Annotated in this window: 17 protein-coding genes and 1 pseudogene; 8 read left to right on the top strand and 10 right to left on the bottom strand. The window is 69.3% G+C overall.

The genetic code is table 11. The annotated features are described in order from the left end of the window. The first annotated feature begins 58 nt into the window (after positions 1–58). Entirely contained in the window at positions 59–925 is an 867-nt protein-coding gene (locus OG470_RS13575; protein WP_328424243.1) for a sigma-70 family RNA polymerase sigma factor, read from the top strand. A gap of 2 nt (positions 926–927) precedes the next feature. On the opposite strand, the gene OG470_RS13570 is transcribed toward OG470_RS13575, so the two are convergent. After that, on the bottom strand, positions 928–1,944 hold the full coding sequence (locus OG470_RS13570) for a glycosyltransferase (protein ID WP_328424241.1): 1,017 nt from the start codon (positions 1,942–1,944) through the stop codon (positions 928–930). A gap of 125 nt (positions 1,945–2,069) precedes the next feature. Here OG470_RS13570 and OG470_RS13565 point away from each other — a divergent pair, with 125 nt between their 5' ends. From OG470_RS13565 to OG470_RS13550, 4 genes are all read left to right on the top strand, one after another. Beyond that, positions 2,070–2,897 (top strand): DUF72 domain-containing protein, encoded by an 828-nt coding sequence (locus OG470_RS13565; protein WP_328424239.1) that lies wholly within the window; start codon positions 2,070–2,072, stop codon positions 2,895–2,897. A gap of 105 nt (positions 2,898–3,002) precedes the next feature. Further along, positions 3,003–3,425, top strand: a complete 423-nt coding sequence (locus tag OG470_RS13560; RefSeq protein WP_328424237.1) for a VOC family protein — start codon at positions 3,003–3,005, stop codon at positions 3,423–3,425. Between the two features lies 1 nt (position 3,426). Next, positions 3,427–3,978, top strand: coding sequence for a YdeI/OmpD-associated family protein (locus OG470_RS13555; protein WP_328424235.1), 552 nt, complete (start codon positions 3,427–3,429; stop codon positions 3,976–3,978). A 77-nt stretch (positions 3,979–4,055) separates the two neighbouring features. Continuing rightward, the gene (locus tag OG470_RS13550) at positions 4,056–4,454 is read left to right on the top strand and encodes a nuclear transport factor 2 family protein (RefSeq protein ID WP_328424233.1); all 399 of its coding nucleotides are present in this window, start codon (positions 4,056–4,058) and stop codon (positions 4,452–4,454) included. Between the two features lie 14 nt (positions 4,455–4,468). On the opposite strand, the gene OG470_RS13545 is transcribed toward OG470_RS13550, so the two are convergent. The 4 genes from OG470_RS13545 to OG470_RS13530 all read right to left on the bottom strand — a co-directional run bounded on the left by OG470_RS13545 (position 4,469) and on the right by OG470_RS13530 (position 7,151). Beyond that, positions 4,469–5,683 carry an FUSC family protein gene (locus tag OG470_RS13545; RefSeq protein ID WP_328424231.1) on the bottom strand — a complete coding sequence of 405 codons (1,215 nt, stop codon included), beginning with the start codon at positions 5,681–5,683 and terminating at the stop codon, positions 4,469–4,471. Between the two features lie 140 nt (positions 5,684–5,823). Next, a complete protein-coding gene (locus OG470_RS13540) occupies positions 5,824–6,006 on the bottom strand; it encodes a hypothetical protein (RefSeq protein ID WP_328424229.1) in 183 nt (60 codons plus the stop codon). A 62-nt stretch (positions 6,007–6,068) separates the two neighbouring features. Continuing rightward, positions 6,069–6,674, bottom strand: a complete 606-nt coding sequence (locus OG470_RS13535) for a hypothetical protein (RefSeq protein ID WP_328424227.1) — start codon at positions 6,672–6,674, stop codon at positions 6,069–6,071. 111 nt (positions 6,675–6,785) lie between these two features. Then, positions 6,786–7,151: a winged helix-turn-helix transcriptional regulator gene (locus OG470_RS13530; RefSeq protein ID WP_328424225.1), complete on the bottom strand. Its 366-nt coding sequence runs from the start codon at positions 7,149–7,151 to the stop codon at positions 6,786–6,788. Positions 7,152–7,226: 75 nt separating this feature from the next. On the opposite strand from OG470_RS13530, the gene OG470_RS13525 reads away from it, so the two are divergent. Further along, positions 7,227–7,907: an NADPH-dependent F420 reductase gene (locus OG470_RS13525; RefSeq protein ID WP_328424223.1), complete on the top strand. Its 681-nt coding sequence runs from the start codon at positions 7,227–7,229 to the stop codon at positions 7,905–7,907. An 83-nt stretch (positions 7,908–7,990) separates the two neighbouring features. Here OG470_RS13525 and OG470_RS13520 read toward each other — a convergent pair whose 3' ends face one another. After that, on the bottom strand, positions 7,991–10,651 hold the full coding sequence (locus OG470_RS13520; RefSeq protein WP_328424221.1) for a DUF4132 domain-containing protein: 2,661 nt from the start codon (positions 10,649–10,651) through the stop codon (positions 7,991–7,993). After that, a complete protein-coding gene (locus OG470_RS13515) occupies positions 10,651–10,959 on the bottom strand; it encodes a hypothetical protein (RefSeq protein WP_328424219.1) in 309 nt (102 codons plus the stop codon). The genes OG470_RS13520 and OG470_RS13515 overlap by 1 nt, the downstream gene beginning before the upstream one ends. A 264-nt stretch (positions 10,960–11,223) precedes the next feature. Here OG470_RS13515 and OG470_RS13510 point away from each other — a divergent pair, with 264 nt between their 5' ends. Continuing rightward, positions 11,224–11,826 (top strand): hypothetical protein, encoded by a 603-nt coding sequence (locus tag OG470_RS13510; RefSeq protein ID WP_328424217.1) that lies wholly within the window; start codon positions 11,224–11,226, stop codon positions 11,824–11,826. Here the strand turns inward: OG470_RS13510 and OG470_RS13505 are convergent. The 3 genes and pseudogenes from OG470_RS13505 to OG470_RS13495 form a co-directional block, all read right to left on the bottom strand. Further along, positions 11,765–12,328 (bottom strand): DeoR family transcriptional regulator, encoded by a 564-nt coding sequence (locus OG470_RS13505; protein WP_328424215.1) that lies wholly within the window; start codon positions 12,326–12,328, stop codon positions 11,765–11,767. The genes OG470_RS13510 and OG470_RS13505 overlap by 62 nt on opposite strands. Before the next feature lie 746 nt (positions 12,329–13,074). Then, a complete protein-coding gene (locus OG470_RS13500; protein ID WP_328424213.1) occupies positions 13,075–14,271 on the bottom strand; it encodes a low temperature requirement protein A in 1,197 nt (398 codons plus the stop codon). A gap of 243 nt (positions 14,272–14,514) precedes the next feature. Continuing rightward, positions 14,515–15,132: pseudogene (locus tag OG470_RS13495) on the bottom strand (HARBI1 family protein); the annotation flags it as partial. Positions 15,133–15,288: 156 nt separating this feature from the next. Here OG470_RS13495 and OG470_RS13490 point away from each other — a divergent pair. Beyond that, positions 15,289–15,471: a hypothetical protein gene (locus OG470_RS13490; RefSeq protein WP_328424211.1), complete on the top strand. Its 183-nt coding sequence runs from the start codon at positions 15,289–15,291 to the stop codon at positions 15,469–15,471. Positions 15,472–15,764: the final 293 nt, after the last annotated feature.

The raw sequence follows: 15,764 nt of genomic DNA, 5'->3' as shown, positions 1-15,764 counted from the left end.
GTGACAGATGTGTCAGCGGTCACAGGACCGCTCGGGTGCGCCCGGGGGCGGAGCGGTCGTGAGCGAGGCGGACCTGCTGGCCCGACGCTTCGAGGAGAACCGGTCGCGGCTACGGGCGGTCGCCCACCGAATGCTGGGCTCCGACACCGAGGCCGAGGATGCCGTCCAGGACACCTGGCTACGGCTCAGCCGAGCGGATATCGCGGGCATCGACAACCTGCCCGGATGGCTGACGACCACCGTCGGCCGGGTCTGCCTGGACCGGCTGCGAACGCGTACCACCCGTCCCGAGCAGCCGTGGGACACCGCCACACCGGAGCCCGACCCGTCGGACGGCGGGCCGGTCGACCCGGAGCGGGAGGCCATGCTGACCGAGTCGGTCGGCCGAGCGCTCCTGGTCGTCCTGGACACCCTCGCGCCGACCGACCGGTTCGTGTTCGTCCTGCACGACATGTTCGCGGTCTCGTTCGAGGAGATCGCAGCCGTGGTCGATCGCAGTCCCGCCGCCGTCCGCCAGATCGCCAGCCGAGCCCGCCGCAGGGTGCACCAGGGCGGGACCGTCCGGGAGACGGACCCAGCCCGTCAGCGGCAGGTGGTCGAGGCCTTCCTCGCCGCCTCGCGGGAGGGCCGGTTCGACGACCTGGTCAGCCTGCTCGACCCGCACGTCGTCATGCGCGCCGATCCGGTGGCCGCAGGCCTGGGGTCAGCCGCCGAGACGCACGGCTCGGCCGCGATCGCCGGCTTCTTCAACGGCCGCGCCCAGGCAGCGTCTCCGGCGTACGTCGACGGGGTGCCCGGCGCGGTCGTGAACCTCGGCGGGGATCTCCGGCTCGCGATCAGCTTCATCGTCACCGACCGGATCATCGGCATCGAGGTGGTGGCCGACCCGACGCAGCTCGCGACGCTCGACCTGACCGTCGGGTAGGTCTATCCCGCCCTGGCGTACTCGGGTAGGCGGCGGGCGACGGCGGCCGGGGAGGGCATGCGGGCGATCTCCTCGGCGATCGTCCGGGCCGCGTCGCGATGTTCGGCGCTCCCCTGGCGCGGCAGCAGCCTCCGGGTGTGTTCGGCGATGGCGTCCGCGTTCACCTCCTCGGGGAGCAGGCGCAAGGCGGCACCGGCGGCGCTGACCGCGTCGGCGTTGGCGAACTGGTCGGCACCCTGCGGCAGGATCAGTTGCGGAACACCGACCGCGAGCGCCCCGAGGGTGGTGCCGCTGCCGCCGTGGTGCACCACCACGTCGACGTACGGCAGCAGCTCCGCCTGAGGCACCCAGGGGTGCACGGTCACCTGCTCGGGCACCCCGCCAAGCTGATCCGGGGACACCCGACCGGCGGCCACCACCACCCGCGCGTCCAGCGTCGCCAACCCCGCGATGGCGGTGGCCAGCAGCTCCGGCGTGCCGAACGCCGTACCGAGGGTCAGGTAGACCAGTGGCCGGGACGCGTGACGGCTGACCCACTCGGGCAGCGCCGCCGGCGTCGAGAACGGGACCGGTCGCAGCTCGATCCGGCGTTCCGTGGCGAGGAAGTCCCTGTCCTGCAAGGAGGGCGGGCAGATGTCGAGGTGCGGACGGCCGGCGACCTCGCCGGTCTTCGTGGGCAGTTCGAGACCGATGCCGTCGGGGAACATCCGACCGAACCCGTGCCAGAGACCGGGAATGCCGGCACGCTGGGCGGCGATCGCCGCGCCCGGCAGTCCCCATTCGTGCACCACCAGGTCGGGGCGCAACCGGGCCAGTTCCGGTTCGAGATCCTCGGCGTACACCTCGTAGAACGCGTCGCCGGGGCGGAACGGCCGCAGGCCGTTCGCGGCCAGCGGCGCGTGCACCTCCGCACCGGCGGCGAAGTGCACCTCGTGACCAGCCTCCCGCGCCGCGACCGCCAGCGGGATCAGCGGGTAGGTGTGACCGACGGACGCCAAGCTGGCGAACAGCACGCGCATGGCGTGGGACCCTACCCGCCGTACCGTCGGTCCCGTTCCCACCGGCGGCGCGTATACCGTGGGCTCCGGTCAGGCGCGGTTCACCCCGAGGAAGGGCGGTCATGCGGCTTCACGTGGGATGCGCGATGTGGACCCACAAGTCGTGGCAGGGACGACTGCTGGCGCATCCGCTTCCACCACAGGAGCGCCTACGGCACTACGCCAGCTGGTGCGACGCCGTCGAGGGAAACACGACCTTCTACGCGACGCCGGCCAGGGACACCGTCACATCGTGGGCCCGGCAGACCGATCCCGATTTCCGGTTCGTCCTCAAACTTCCCAAGGTCATCACGCACGAACGTCGGCTCACCGACTTCGAGGACCCGCTGCGCGCCTTCCTGGACGCGATCGAGCCGCTCGGCCCACGCACCCACGCCCTCTGGATCCAACTGCCAGGCTCGTTCTCCCCCACCGACGTCCCGACACTGAGCCGGTTTCTGGGCCAGCTCCCCAGGTCGCACCGGTACGCCGTGGAGGTCCGCCATCCCGCGTTCTTCGACGACCCCCGTGCGGCCCGGCTCCTCGCGGAGGCACTCACCACCGCGGCCGCCGAGTGGATCCCCTTCGACACCACCGCGTTCTTCGCGAGCCCGCCGACCAGCGACGCGGAACGAGATGCCTGGACCAAGAAGCCGCGCGTACCGCTCCGGTCGCTCGCGCTGACCGATCGCCCGATCGTCCGCTACCTCGGCCGCGACGACACCACGCGGACGGTCGAGGGGTGGCAGCGCTGGGTCGACGTCACCGCCGACTGGCTGCGCGAGGGGCGCTCGCCCACGGTGTTCATCCACACCCCGGACAACGCCGACGCGCCCGTGCTCGCCCGCCGCTTCCACGACGAGGTACGGGCCCGCGTACCCGAGCTGGAAGCACTGCCCGAACCGATACCGGTCGAGCCTCTGGCCCTCTTCTGACGGGTGCGGCCGCCGACAATTCCCGACCGTGCCCGTCATTGCGGAAGCTCACCTTCCGCAATCGTCGATACCGTGACCCGGAAGACATCGACGAGAGGACGCGTAATGAGCCTGCGAGGATTCGCCACACTCAACATCTGGGCGGACGACGTGGCAGCGGCCACGGCCTGGTACGCGGAGTTCCTGGGCCAGGAGGCGTACTTCCTGCGGTCGGGGCCCGACGGACGCCCGGCCTACACCGAGTTCCGGATCGGCGACTACCAGGGAGAGCTGGGCATCATCGACCGCAGGTACGCGCCGCCCGGCGCGACCGGGCCCGGCGGCGCGGTCATGCACTGGCACGTCGACGACCTCGACGCCACCGTGCGGCGACTGCTGGCGATGGGCGCCACGGAGTACCAGCCGATCACCCCGCACGGGGACGAGGGGTTCGTCACGGCCGCGGTGGTCGACCCGTTCGGCAACGTGCTGGGCGTCATGAACAACCCGCAATACCTCGACATCCTCTCCTCCATGAAGCCGGCATGACGTGGACGTCCTCGACTTTCCCGATGCCGAGGCGTGGGAGTCCTGGCTCGCCGCGCGGCACGAGGTGCGGGGCGAGGCGTGGCTGCGGATCGCCAAGCGACACTCCGGGCTCGCCTCGATCGCGATCGCGGACGCGCTCGACGTGGCCCTCTGCTACGGCTGGATCGACGGCCACCGCAAGGGCCTCGACGACGTCTCGTTCCTCCAGCGGTACTCGCGCCGACGCCCGCGGAGTTCGTGGTCTCAGGTCAACGTGGCGAAGGTCGAAGCGCTGACGGCGGCCGGCCGGATGCGGGCCGCCGGGCTCGCGGAAGTCGCGGCCGCCAAGGCCGCCGGCCGCTGGGAGGCGGCGTACGAGTCGCAGCGCACCGCCGAGGTGCCGCCCGATCTCACGGCCGCGTTCACCGGTGACCCCCGCGCATCCGCCGCGTTCGAACGGCTCGGCCGATCTGCCCGGTACGCCGTGATCCTTCCGCTGCTCAAGGCCCGTACCCCGGAGGCGCGGGCGAAGCTCCTCGCCCAGACGGTCGCACGGCTGGTGGCTCAGGAGTAGGCAGTGTCCCTTGGGATGTCAGGGGCCAGTGGTACGACAGGCGATGACAGAGGTGCCGGTTGACAGAGGAGGCGTACGTGGACACTCGAGAGGCGGCCCAACGGTGGGCCAGGACCTGGACCGATGCCTGGCCGGTCAGGGACGTCGAGGCGCTCACCGCCCTGCAGAGCGAGAGCGGCGACCACTGGGCCTCGATGTTTCGTCCGTACCGTGGGCGGTCCGGCCTTCGGATCTATCTGGAGGAGTGCTTCGCCGAGGAGACCCGCCCCGCTCAGGTGTGGTTCGCCGAGCCGCAGGTCGACGGCGATGCGGCAGCGGTGGAGTACTGGGCGGTGATCCACGTCAAGGACAAACCCGTGACCGTCTCCGGCTGCACGTTGCTGCGGTTCGACGAGGCTGGCCTCGTGGCCGAGGCTCGCGACTACTCGGACGTCAAGGAGGGCAACCACGCACCGCCGGCCGGCCTGTTCGAGTGACGCGCGGAGCTGACTCAGTCCTGCTCCTCCCAACCCACCGCCCGCCGCACCATGCTGGCCGCTGTGCGGGCGTCCAGCCCGCTGGCGATGAGCAGATCGTGCGCGGCTGTCCGGATCTCCCCCACGGCGACCAACCCCGAGTAGTGCAATCGGTGGGCGTGCGGGCCGCCGCTGTCCCTTGACGAACCCCCCTGCGCCCGTCCGGCCAGCTCGACGGCCGTCAGGATCTGCTCGCGCGCCTCCCGCGGTTCCTCACTGGCCTGGATCGTCCACCTCAGGGTCAGCACGGCGGCGGCCAGTAGGTCGATGGCCGCGGGGAACTCCTCCGGTATCGGTTCACCGTCCTTGAGGGCCGTCGTGAGTCGTCTCGCCATGGACCGGCAGCTGTGCAGGCTGCGCTCAAGATGCCGGATGGACTCCGTGTGGAAAGCCAGGGATTGTCGCTCACGCCAGCGCAGCGGCGCCAAGCGCACCACCTCCTGGGCGGCGCTGAGCCCCTCGTTCAGCGCGTTGACCTGCGGGCCGAGATTCCGCAACTCACGCAGGCTCTGCTCGGCCTCGCCAAGATCGCGGGCGCGCAGGGCCGCAGCCAGCTTATGCATGGCGGCGGCCGCCGGGCCGACGACGGGTTCGGCCAGCCGCAGCACCGTCTTCTGCGGGTGGATGGGCACCAACAGCAGACCGACCGCCAGCCCGACCAGCCCGCCGACTGCGGCGTCGACGAAGCGGGGGATGGACAGTTCGCGTACGGGCGGCTCCAGGGTGGCAATGAGCACCGCGGTACCACCGGCCTGGGTGAGCAGGGAACCACCACCCTTGAGCAGTACGGCGACGATGATCGCCAGCACGACGACCACGCCGGTCTGCCAGGGACCGATGCCGAACAGCGGCATGAGCGTGTCACCGACGGCGAGCCCGAGGACGACCCCGATCAGCAACTCGACGGTGCGCCGCAGGCGTGATCCCATCGCGGCGGCCACGATGCCGACCGCGGTGGTGGGTGCGACGACCGGGGAGGCATTGTCCAGGAACTCGTACGCCACGAACCAGGCGATCGTCGCCGCGACGCCGGCCTGCACGGCGAGCAGACCGAACAGGCGTAACCGCCAGGCGCGGGCGTGTAGCGCGTGCTGCCCCCGCTCCCGCAGGCCGGCAACCGTTCGGGCAGCCCGAACGCGCCCGTGTGGTGCCGGGTCGGATTCGGCTGCCGGCTCCTCGCTCCCGGGCACGCGCGCCGCTTACCCACCGAACGCGAACCTATCCGGCGAGACCACGCCCGCGTGAAGAAACAGTGCGGGGCACCCACCGTCAGACTCGACGGCGAATGCCCAGCACACGGTGGAGATCAGCTCAGTGAGCTGGCCCGGCCTCAGGGATTCCAGTACACGAAGACGCGGGCACGGTCGAAGCGCTGGACGATCAGGTCGTCACGTTGGATCGTCCAGTAGATGGTCGCGCCTCCTTGCCTGCCGCCGTGGAACTCGGCCAGCAGAACCCAGTCACCAGGGCTGGGTGGCCCCGGCTGGACGGAGCCCTGTCGCTCCTCCTTCATCGCGTAGTCGGCGGCCAACCAGGCCGGATTGAAGCCGTTGCAGCCCGTGCCGTGTCCGCCTATCAGCAGCGGCGTTGTGTGCCCCCGTACGAGAACATGCCGTCCGGCACGTCGGTCAGGACGTCCCGCCACACCCGGGTCAGTGCCTCGAACTGGGGATTTCTAGGCTGCGGCGCGGACCACGGGGGTCCTGGGACCGTCGGGACGGACGGCAGGGAGATATCGACTGTCAGGTGCAGATCGCCCTGCGGGAGCTCCGCGTAAACCTCGGCATTCTCCGGCTCGTCCGGAGGGAAGCCAGGCGGGTACTGCTCTCGCTCCTCGACGGCCACGCCTGCCGGCACGTACCTCACCTCGCCCCAGCCGTGCTCTTCGGGCCAGCCGAACAGCAGCAACTGACCGTCGGTCGGCAGCGGAAGATCCGTTACGTCTGCCGGAACGGCCGCGCAGTCGATGGTGGCGATGAGGGGATAATCGGGGTCCTTGGCGTCGGCGGGAAGCATCACGGGACCCCGGACCACGCCCACGACCGGCCCATCCCCCTCCTGGGTCAGGAGCGCACACGGGCGGGTGAGCCCCAGCCACCGCTCCACGTCGTCCGCTGGGATGTCCCGGCTCAGCGCCTCGGCGTGTACCTGATCGAGGATCTTCAAATTTCGCGGAATCACGGGCGAACCTTAGGGCGAGGGTGCGACGTTCTCCAATGTCCCGCAGGAGCCGCCAGGGACTCGACCCCCGAACCGCGGATTAAGGTCCACACTCGTCAGAGGTGTTGCGGGTCATGACGTTGTTGACGGCTCGATGAGGTCTGCCTGGTTCGCTGCGGCCCATTGGGCCAGTTGTGCGAGTGGGCCGTTGGCGAACGACCCGCCCAAAGGCGACAGCTGATAGACGACGCCGTGGCTTCCCGGCAGCCGCTCGTCGTTGCCCTGCCGGACGACCAGTCCCCGCGCTCGAAGGCGGTGCAACGCCTGCGTCAGGACCTTGTCGCTGATGCCTGTGATGCGTACCAACAGGTCGTTGCGTCTCGTTGGGCCGGCGCGCAGCGCTGACAGGACTACCGGATCCCACGTGTGGTTGATGAGTTCAACTGCCGCGCGGACATGACAGTCCGAGACAAACGTCTGGCAGGTGCCGTCGATCATCGTTCCAGTTTCGCAGGATCTCTCCCACCAAACGGTAGGAAGCGGCCTCCTAACGTTCCCCACGTCGTCCCACAGATGAAGGAGATCGCGGTGAACGTAGGAATCCTGGGAACGGGCAACCTCGCTATAGCGCTTGGCCGAGTGTGGGCGGGAGCTGGCCATCTGGTCGTGGTAACAGGGCGCAACCCGGAAAACGCCAGTCGGGCTGCTGGCCAGATCGGCGGCGCAGCCCAGGCTGTCGGTCCCGCCGACTTCGCAGCACAGGTCGAGGTGGTCGTGGTCGCGGTCGCGTGGGAGGGCCTGGAGGAGGCGCTCTCCCTCGTCGGTGGTGCTGACGGCTCACTGAGCGGGGTTACGGTGATCGACTGCACCAACGCTGTCGACTACGCCACCGGGCAGCTGAAGCCGACGTCGGGCTCGGCAGGAGAGCTTGTCGCTCGCGTTGCGCCGGGCGCTCACGTGGTCAAAGCATTCCACTTGTTCGCTGGAGCGTCTTGGCCCTACGCAGGACCGCGCGACTCGGCGCCGGTCGTGGCGATCTGCGGCGATCAGCCCGAGGCGCTTGAACGCGCCGGCAGGCTGACTGAGGATCTTGGTGCGCGGACTGCCGTGGTTGGTGGGCTCGCTAGTGCACGTCAGTTGGAGGAGGCCGCAGGATTCGTCATGCGTGTCGTGGCGGCAGGGTGGAACCCCAGGCTCGCCGTCCCCGATGTGGATCCGGCGTTGCTGAACGCAGGATCGGCCACGGCCAACTGACCGACCAGGCCACTGGAGGAGGTCGCGACCCGACGTCGCGGCCTCCTCGACTCGACATGGCGACGTACGCGAGGCCGAGCGCCTCACAGCTGGTGCAAAATCACCGGGTCCTTGATCTTCTTGTCGGCCGCCAGTAGCAGCGCCTTACTGATGATCTCGGCGAGCCGGCTGTCGCCTTCGAAGGGCAGGAACATCTCCGGCTCCTTCGCCTTCGCCGAGTCCGGGATGATGCACAGGTAGCGGCCGTCCGGGGCGATCAGGATGTTGCCCGTACCGCAGTGGATGCGATACGTGTGCAGATCACCGCGCACCTCAAGGAACTTGTCGGTGACGGTGCAGCGGTCGGCGATCGCCAGCCGAGGGATCAGCTCGGCCAGCACCTCCCGGCGCGTCTCGCCGCGCGGGGTGAGGTCCCCGAAGCTGTTCCGCGCCCAGTAGTCGCGATACCGGCCCAGAGGGCCACCGTCGTACCAGTTCGGGTCGTTGCCCACCCCGGCGGCGGCCACGAACAGGTCGACGTCGCGCATCACCTCGCTCAGCACGACCGCCGGGACCTGCTCCAGCGGCATTGGCGTGCTGTCTTCCCGGGTGATCCGCAGCTGATCGGTCGCCATCGTGTCGAACGTCAGGTCGTCGCCCCGATCCTCGATCCCGGCGATGCCCAGCTCGGCACGTAGCTCCCAGTCGGGCAGGGCCAGCCAGGGCATGCCGTAGGAGGCGCCGTCGTTGCGGTGTCGCACGTGCAACCAGCCGCGCCGGGACAGGAGCGCGTTGAGGCGGTGCTGGCGCACGATGTGCGCGGCGAACCGGTTGGAATACGTACCGGTGGCCCGCTCCGCGTCGGTCAGCAGGTACTGCTCCCGGTGTGCCTGCTTGAACGGCTGGGTGATCGCGTGCCGGGCCAGGAAGTCCCGCCAGGAACCGACCGCGGCCGGGTCGTCGACCGGGTGCCAGAGCCGGACCGTGGCGCCGTCGGCGGGCTCGAGCACCGCGTCCTCCACGGTCCGCAGGGCATCACCGCCCCAGCAGCAGGCGACGCCGTCGACGGTCCAGATCAGCCGCCGGGCCAGGGTCCCGGCCAGTGGGTGATCCAGGAATCGCTCGCGCCACTGCTCGGCGGTCCACGTGCGGTCGCGCCGCAGCAGCCCTTCCAGGCGGTCACGGGTGCCGATCAGCGTGGCGCCGATGTCCGTGACGGTCGCCTTCAGCTCCTTCACCTCCTCGCCGTGGTCCTTGCGCACCTGCGCCGGAGGGGCCTTGACCACCTTGCCGTCCGCATTGCGCCACACCACTACGGCGTCGGTGCCGCGAACCTCAACCTCGTACGAGCAGTCACCCAGCTTGTCAGCGAGCGGCAGCCCGAAGCCGGGCAGCGCCATCTCCTCGACGTCCTCACGGCCGATGCCGAGCGCCTCGGCGTGCTTGGTCAGGCCCTTTTCGACGATGCGCAGCGTGCTCTTGTAGGTCAGCCGCGACGCCAGCCGAGCCAGTTGCGCGAGGGCTGCGGGATGATCGGCGTCGATGAGCGCGCCGACCGCGACGTTCGCCAGTTTCGGGCTCGCCGGACCATGCCCGGGTATCTTGCGGGTGGCCCGTTCCGCGATCTGGCCGAGGCTGCGCAGGGTGTCCTCCGACGGCGGGCAGATCGCCCGCATCCAGATCAGGCCCCACAGCAGCCCGACGTTGTGACGGTCGAGCATCCGCGGCGGTACGTCGGCGAAGTGACCCCTACAACACGTGGTCATGCGCAGTGGCAGGCTACGTGCCAGACCCACCAGCGGGAGCCAGTCGTCGAGCCGGGCGGTGAACTCGTCGCCGCCGACCGCGTCGAGCAGGAGCCGGGCGCTCTTTTGCCAGGCGGCCGTCGGCCTCGCCTTCTCCGCGCCGAGCAGGCAGTGGGCGAGCAACGCGCGCCAGGCGGGCCGGCGTTCCTCGGGCATCGCCTCGATGTCCGCGATGGCGCGGTCGGCCCACGGTTCACCGACGTTGGGAATGGGCCACAGCGTCTCGTCCGCGTCGCCCACGTCGCGAACGAAGTGCTCGATTCGCGTCCGGCGCCAGGTTGCCAGCGCCGCCGGGTGCGTACGTCCGGCGAGGTACTCCGTCTCGATCGATTCCCAGGTCCACTTGAGGAGCCTGTAGCTCCAGTCGTTGAATCCCAGTCGGGCGTGACCGCCCAGCCGATCCAGCCATCCGGAACCGTCCAGCCCACCGGCCGAGAGCAGACGGCGGATCAGCGTGGTCCGCCCGTCGCTGTCCTGCTCGGGCACCGTCAATGCGTCGAACAGTGTCTGCCGCACGTCCGCCGGCTGCGCGGCCAGGAGTTGCTCCGTCCGGGCCCACATTTCGTGGCAGGCGGCCCCCCACGGGTTGTCCTTCGTGATGTTGTGGCGGCGCGGCAGGCTTCCGATCACCGTCATCGCCGCGGCGACCCGCCGATCGTGATCCGCCTCGGCGTCCTCCAGCGCCGCCACGGCCGAGCCGAGCAGCTCGGCCTGTCGCGTGGCCTCCGGAAGGAGTTCGAGCTGCGCGGGAAGAAGACCGTACGGTCCGTCCGGGTCGTTCAGCGCGGCGAGCAGCACCCGACCCGCGTCGGCCGGCGCCCAGCCACACACCGTGGCCACCTGATTGACGAACTCCCGCTGATCACTTCGGTTGAGGGTGAAGCCGTCAAGCCGCTCGTACCACTCCTTGACGCGGTTGACCACCAGGCGCAGCGCCTGATCCGGGTCGAACGTGCCCATCAGCCACCCACCAGCGGGACGAGCTTGAGGAACGTGACCCGGGACCCCACGTGCAGGTGGACCTTGTCGTCCAGGCTCGTCACCTGACGGTCGTCGACCAGCACCACGAAACCGTTGCGGCCGAACGCCTCGAGCGTCGCCCGGGTCCGCTTCTCCGGATCAACGCGTGCGCCGGACTCGGCGACCTCCAGAAACACCCGCCGGCGAATCAGCTCGTCGAGTCGTACCTCTTCCTTGAAGATCTCCATGATCCACTCGGGCCCGCTCGGCGCTCCGGTCGCTTCATCGGCGATTGTGATCAGCGGCATGGCGGCGACGGTAGCGCAGACCCCAGACATGGCGTGTGGCGTGGAAGCGACCAGCACCGCGACCTGGAACGCCTGTCATTCGCGCGATCGCCAGAGCCCTCGACGGCCAGCGCGCACGCATGACCGCCTATGCACTTGAGCTCGCCGCGCTCCTAGCTCCCTCTCAGGGTGGAGTCGACTCGCGCCACCAGGGGAGGTCGCGGGTGTCGCTTGCCGGCAGCGTGGATCTCGACGGCGACGACCGGTCGCCACGAGGGAGGACCCATGAAGAAGACGTTTCGGGGACTGGGCGCGGCGGCGGTCGTGGTCGCCGTGGCGCTGGTCGCCGTGCCGGGCGCCAGCGCCACAACGCACAAGCCGAGGACGGCCGGCGTGGGAGGGGCGGGCGAGGTTCGCTTGACGTTCGCGCCCGACCGCGACGTACGCAGCTTCACCTTCGACGCGCACGCCACCCCGTACACCCGACCGATGCCCGGCGCGCCCCACGGCCTGCCCACCGACGCGACCGGCACGGTCCGCGTCGCCCACCGGCTCGCGGCGAACGGCGTCACCGTCCGCTTCGCGGCCCGCGTCGACTGCCTGGTCACTGCCGCACGGACCGCGACGCTCACCGCCGTGGTCACCGAGGCCGACCCGCTGGCGGCCGACCTGGTCGGCCGCCGGCTCGGATTCAGCGTGAACGACGCTCCTGGCGGTGACCGGGTCGGCTTCTCGTGGGCGGTGGTCAACGCCGACCAGGGGCCCGACGGCCAGTGGCGCGAGGGCACGGTCGGCACCTGCATGGCGCCGGTGCCCTTCGCCCCGGTCACCGCCGGCGACTACGTCGTGCGGCACGCCGAACTGGCACCACCCCCGACCGACGACTGAACCGCCAGCGGCCGCCGTGGGGGCCGGTGGAGCGGACATCCTTGGATGAGGATCGCCGCCAGGTCTTGCGGGGGTTGGCCACAACGAGCCTGTGCGTCCTTACCAGGGGTAGGGACGCGCAGCTCTGTTCTGGGCCGTGCGGCCGTCCGCGGCGGGAAGTGTCGCCTTGAGGCGTACTCGGCGCCAGTCCGGCCGCGCCCGGAGGCCGCTGGCCTAGCTGCAGCGGTACCGGCCGCCCCGACGCCGTCAGGTCGCGGCGGAGCACCTCCGTCCCCTCGGCCGTGACCTCGTACCACCAGGTATGGGTACAATCCTCCGCCGAGCGCCCGCGGCGTACCAGCCCCGCCTCACGTAGCCAGACCAGGTCCCGGTGAGCCGTCAGCCGCGACACGGCACAAACCAGGGCCACGTCCAGCGTCGACGCCAAACCATGCTGCGCCAGGAACGACAGGACCCGCCACCGCCGCGGCGACAACCGCCGCACGGCCAGCTGGTCATCCATCTCCCGATGATCCCTCCGGACACCGGCAATTCGACACCCGGTTTTCCGAGCTGTCACGGAGCGTGGTCACTGGGCCGACCTGAAGACTGTGGCGTCGGGACGACCGCGACCGGAGACAACACCTTCGGCGGGTCGCTGGGCGAAGCGCCGGCAGGCCGTGCGAGCACTCGCGTGCTCAAATCGGGGTTTCGGGGCCAATTATGGAGATCACTGTTCAGTGAATCAGCCGAAGAGCTGAGGACATAAGAGGCGATGCAACCAAACCTGACCACCATTAGTTGATCTTCAGGAACCGGCTCGCGGCCCGGAACCGATCACCCAAAGGCGACTGACACGTGCCTCACCGGCTCGGCGAAACGCACCGCCGCGTTGGAGCGACCGTCACTGACAGCAACACTTCCGACCCCGAATCGTCGCAAGCCGGAGCTCCACCCGGGCCAGCACCGCTCGCCGCCGCCGTCAGGCCCGAGCGCGTGTCCATGACGCCACGTCCACCGACCGCCGGAACGGTCTCACTGCTCCCGACCACCCACTGAGCACCCTGCCTTCGCCACGGACACGAAAAGGGTCTGGCCAGGTGGAGAACCACCAGGCCAGAGCCTTGATTGCTGGTGCGCCGCCAGGGACTCGAACCCCGAACCCGCGGATTAAGAGGCAAATCCATAGTCACGGTCCGACGAGCGTGACCTCGGCCGTGGTGGGAGCCAGTGTCGGATGCGATCCGAGATCGCCTGCCTCGGTTGTTGTCAGCGTTGCTGTCGGGTTGACCCGGGCGGCGAGGGTTCCTCACCTGGGTGTTCCCGCTCGCGTATCGTGTCCCACGCCGCGACACCGGCCAGCACGGTGGCTGCGGTGCTGGTGGCGATCAGCGGCGGCAGGCGGACCATCACCGGCGCCAAAGCGGCAAGCGCGAGAAGTCCGATGGGCCGGGACGGGGACACCCGGGCGAACACCTCGTACTCGAGGCCGGACCGCCCGGCCAGGAACAGCGCAGGCCCACCCAGGATGACCGCTAGCCACAGCGGATCCTCGTTTCCGACCGGATGGTGGATGACCAGTGCGTGGCCGACGCCGGTGGCAAGGATGCCGGTCACGATGACCAGGTGGGTGTGGAACGCAGACCGACCGAGGCGGGCTGGGCGGGGGATGGCCTCGATGGCGGCGGGCAACACCGCCCCAGCGCGGTGAAAGTAGATTCGCCACATCAGCATCGTGGTGGCGAACGCCACGACGCTCGGCACCACCCGATCAGGGGTGAACTCGTCGGCGAACGTCAGTCCCGTGAGCAGGATCGTCTCGCCGAGCGCGATGACGATGAACTGCTGATAACGCTCGGCGATGTGCTCGCCGGCGAGCCTCCAGTCTTCGATACGGGTGCGGCCAAGTCGCGGAACGGGCCAGCCGAGGACGAGTCCCGTGTAGTCCAGCGCCAACGCCAGCGTCCACAGGACCCCGCGCGCGGGACTCTGCGGGAAGAGAACCGCCCCGGCGATCCAGGGTACGGCGGATACCGCCGCCCAGCAAAGTATCCGCGCGCAGCTGTGCCGTTCAAGGTCGTACCGGCCGAGCAGGAGGACGAGGGGCTTGCCGAGTTGGATGGCGACGTAGGTGACCGCGAAGACCACGCCTCGATCGCCGAACGCAAAGGGCAGCGTAACCGCCATGATCATGCTGCCGAACATGACCAAGACGAGTGCGAGCCGGATCGCCCGTTTTCGCGGATCGTAGGCACTGGTCAGGACCGCCGCGCGGACCCAGGTATACCAGAGGGCCAGCAGCAACAACGCCGTCTGACCGAGTTCTGGCAGAACGACCCGCCGCTGTGTGGTGAAGTCCAGGATCAGCCGCTCCGAGATCCCGGTGAGCGCGAAGACATAAACCAGGTCGAGTAGGAGCTCCCCCTCGCGGCCACGGAACAGACCGCGCAAGCCACCGACCGTCATCTTCCGCCCGTTTCCGTCCGCCTCGCGCCACTATTGACGCAGTCGTACCACGCCGGTCAGGGCCTCCGACACGGATAGCGGAACCCCAGGCGGCTGACTAATCCGCTGCTACACCCTCTCGGCGGGCCTCCGCCCGGCGCGCATCTCGCGCACAGCCAACGATCGACGACCCAGGTCACGCGAGTGAGGACTAGGCCTCAACCCAGTGAGCCTTTCCGCGTAACCGGTCGTGGCGTTGGGTGATCAGGTTGTGCGGTTGTGGCCGAAGCGCAGGAGTACGAGGGCTGCCGCGGTGATTCTGCCGATGCTCCAAGGGCACAAGCTGACGTTGCGCAATGCTTTGAAGGTGGTCTTGAGCGGGGCGTTTCCGCGTTCGCCGATGGCGCGGACACCGTTGTGGGCTCTGTTGAACTGCTGCTGCACGTCGGTGCAAGGCGCCGTTCTTCGGCTTCTTGAACGCGATCGTGATCGTGTCGGCTTCGCCTTCGTAGCCGAGGTCGCCGAGCACCCGCTGGTCGTCGTTGGTCCAGGTGGCCAGCAGCGGCAGGATGTCGTGTTCACGCAGGGCGGTCGTGTCGTTTCTCCGGCCGGGCCGTACCGCCGAGGTCCACAGCGGCCACCCGTCCGGAGCGGTCACGACCTGCACGTTGCCACCATGGTTGTCGTGCTTGCCGGACCACCACAGGTCCACCCCCGGTGTCGGCCCAGGTGTGTGCGGCACCGGTCAGTCTCGACCAGGGTCCCGTCGATGTTCACGTTGGCGTAGCCGGCCACTTTCGCCGCCAGCAGCACCGATTCCAGCCGCGGCGCGTGGGCGGCGAGGACCCGGATGCCCTCGTGCGGGTAGTCGTAGCCGATCGACGAGCTACCCGACGTACTCACACCGTTGCGCGGACAGGCTCACTGGCTACCTCTGGTCGATTAGCCGGTACCGGGCAGGCGGAGGAACGAACAAGCGACCAAGCAGTGGCGGCAGTAGCGGCATGGTTTCTGGGTGGACCGGTCGACGGAAGACTGATGCCGGTGGAAGTCGCCGCCGACGTCAGCCTGCCAGCGGTGGTCAGAATGCCACAGACGGGCTGCTACGTCGGAGCGAGCGATGTCACGGCGCCCGCGGTTGAACACGTCTACGTCCTCGCTCACAGGATCGATGACACCCAGGTCTACCAGCATCTGCCGCCCACGCCGGAGGCGGACTAACAGCCACGGCCGCGAGCACGTGACGCCCAACGATGCAGCGTCGTCGCGCCAGGCCTCGCCCTGGCCCGCGCAATACGAGTTGGTCGCGGCCTAGCGGTGGTCGTGGTCCTGGTCTTCGCCGACCTGGCGATGTCGTCCGCCGACGTCCCTCGCCGTTCGTAGCTTTGGCTGCTCGGTTGGCTGCTTGATCTTGCGCCCACTGGTGGCTGCAGTCCGTTCCGGTACGGCCTTTTGCAGGTCCTCCCAGCTACGTTTGCCGTAGCCATGCCGTGCTTTGCAACTGTGGTGAGATG

The sequence above is a fragment of the Micromonospora sp. NBC_00389 genome (assembly GCF_036059255.1).
Lineage (GTDB): Bacteria > Actinomycetota > Actinomycetes > Mycobacteriales > Micromonosporaceae > Micromonospora.
Note: the sequence above shows the minus strand (reverse complement) of the source record. Positions and strands in the feature narration are given on the sequence as shown.

What these genes read in the sequence shown, in the direction of transcription:
- OG470_RS13525 (WP_328424223.1), top strand. Translation starts at nt 7,227, where the DNA reads ATGAAGGAGATCGCGGTGAACGTAGGAATCCTGGGAACGGGCAACCTC.
- OG470_RS13540 (WP_328424229.1), bottom strand. Translation starts at nt 6,006, where the DNA reads ATGAAGGAGGAGCGACAGGGCTCCGTCCAGCCGGGGCCACCCAGCCCT.
- OG470_RS13570 (WP_328424241.1), bottom strand. Translation starts at nt 1,944, where the DNA reads ATGCGCGTGCTGTTCGCCAGCTTGGCGTCCGTCGGTCACACCTACCCG.
- OG470_RS13505 (WP_328424215.1), bottom strand. Translation starts at nt 12,328, where the DNA reads ATGGATGACCAGCTGGCCGTGCGGCGGTTGTCGCCGCGGCGGTGGCGG.
- OG470_RS13515 (WP_328424219.1), bottom strand. Translation starts at nt 10,959, where the DNA reads ATGCCGCTGATCACAATCGCCGATGAAGCGACCGGAGCGCCGAGCGGG.
- OG470_RS13530 (WP_328424225.1), bottom strand. Translation starts at nt 7,151, where the DNA reads ATGATCGACGGCACCTGCCAGACGTTTGTCTCGGACTGTCATGTCCGC.
- OG470_RS13490 (WP_328424211.1), top strand. Translation starts at nt 15,289, where the DNA reads ATGCCGGTGGAAGTCGCCGCCGACGTCAGCCTGCCAGCGGTGGTCAGA.
- OG470_RS13500 (WP_328424213.1), bottom strand. Translation starts at nt 14,271, where the DNA reads ATGACGGTCGGTGGCTTGCGCGGTCTGTTCCGTGGCCGCGAGGGGGAG.
- OG470_RS13560 (WP_328424237.1), top strand. Translation starts at nt 3,003, where the DNA reads ATGAGCCTGCGAGGATTCGCCACACTCAACATCTGGGCGGACGACGTG.
- OG470_RS13510 (WP_328424217.1), top strand. Translation starts at nt 11,224, where the DNA reads ATGAAGAAGACGTTTCGGGGACTGGGCGCGGCGGCGGTCGTGGTCGCC.
- OG470_RS13520 (WP_328424221.1), bottom strand. Translation starts at nt 10,651, where the DNA reads ATGGGCACGTTCGACCCGGATCAGGCGCTGCGCCTGGTGGTCAACCGC.
- OG470_RS13565 (WP_328424239.1), top strand. Translation starts at nt 2,070, where the DNA reads ATGTGGACCCACAAGTCGTGGCAGGGACGACTGCTGGCGCATCCGCTT.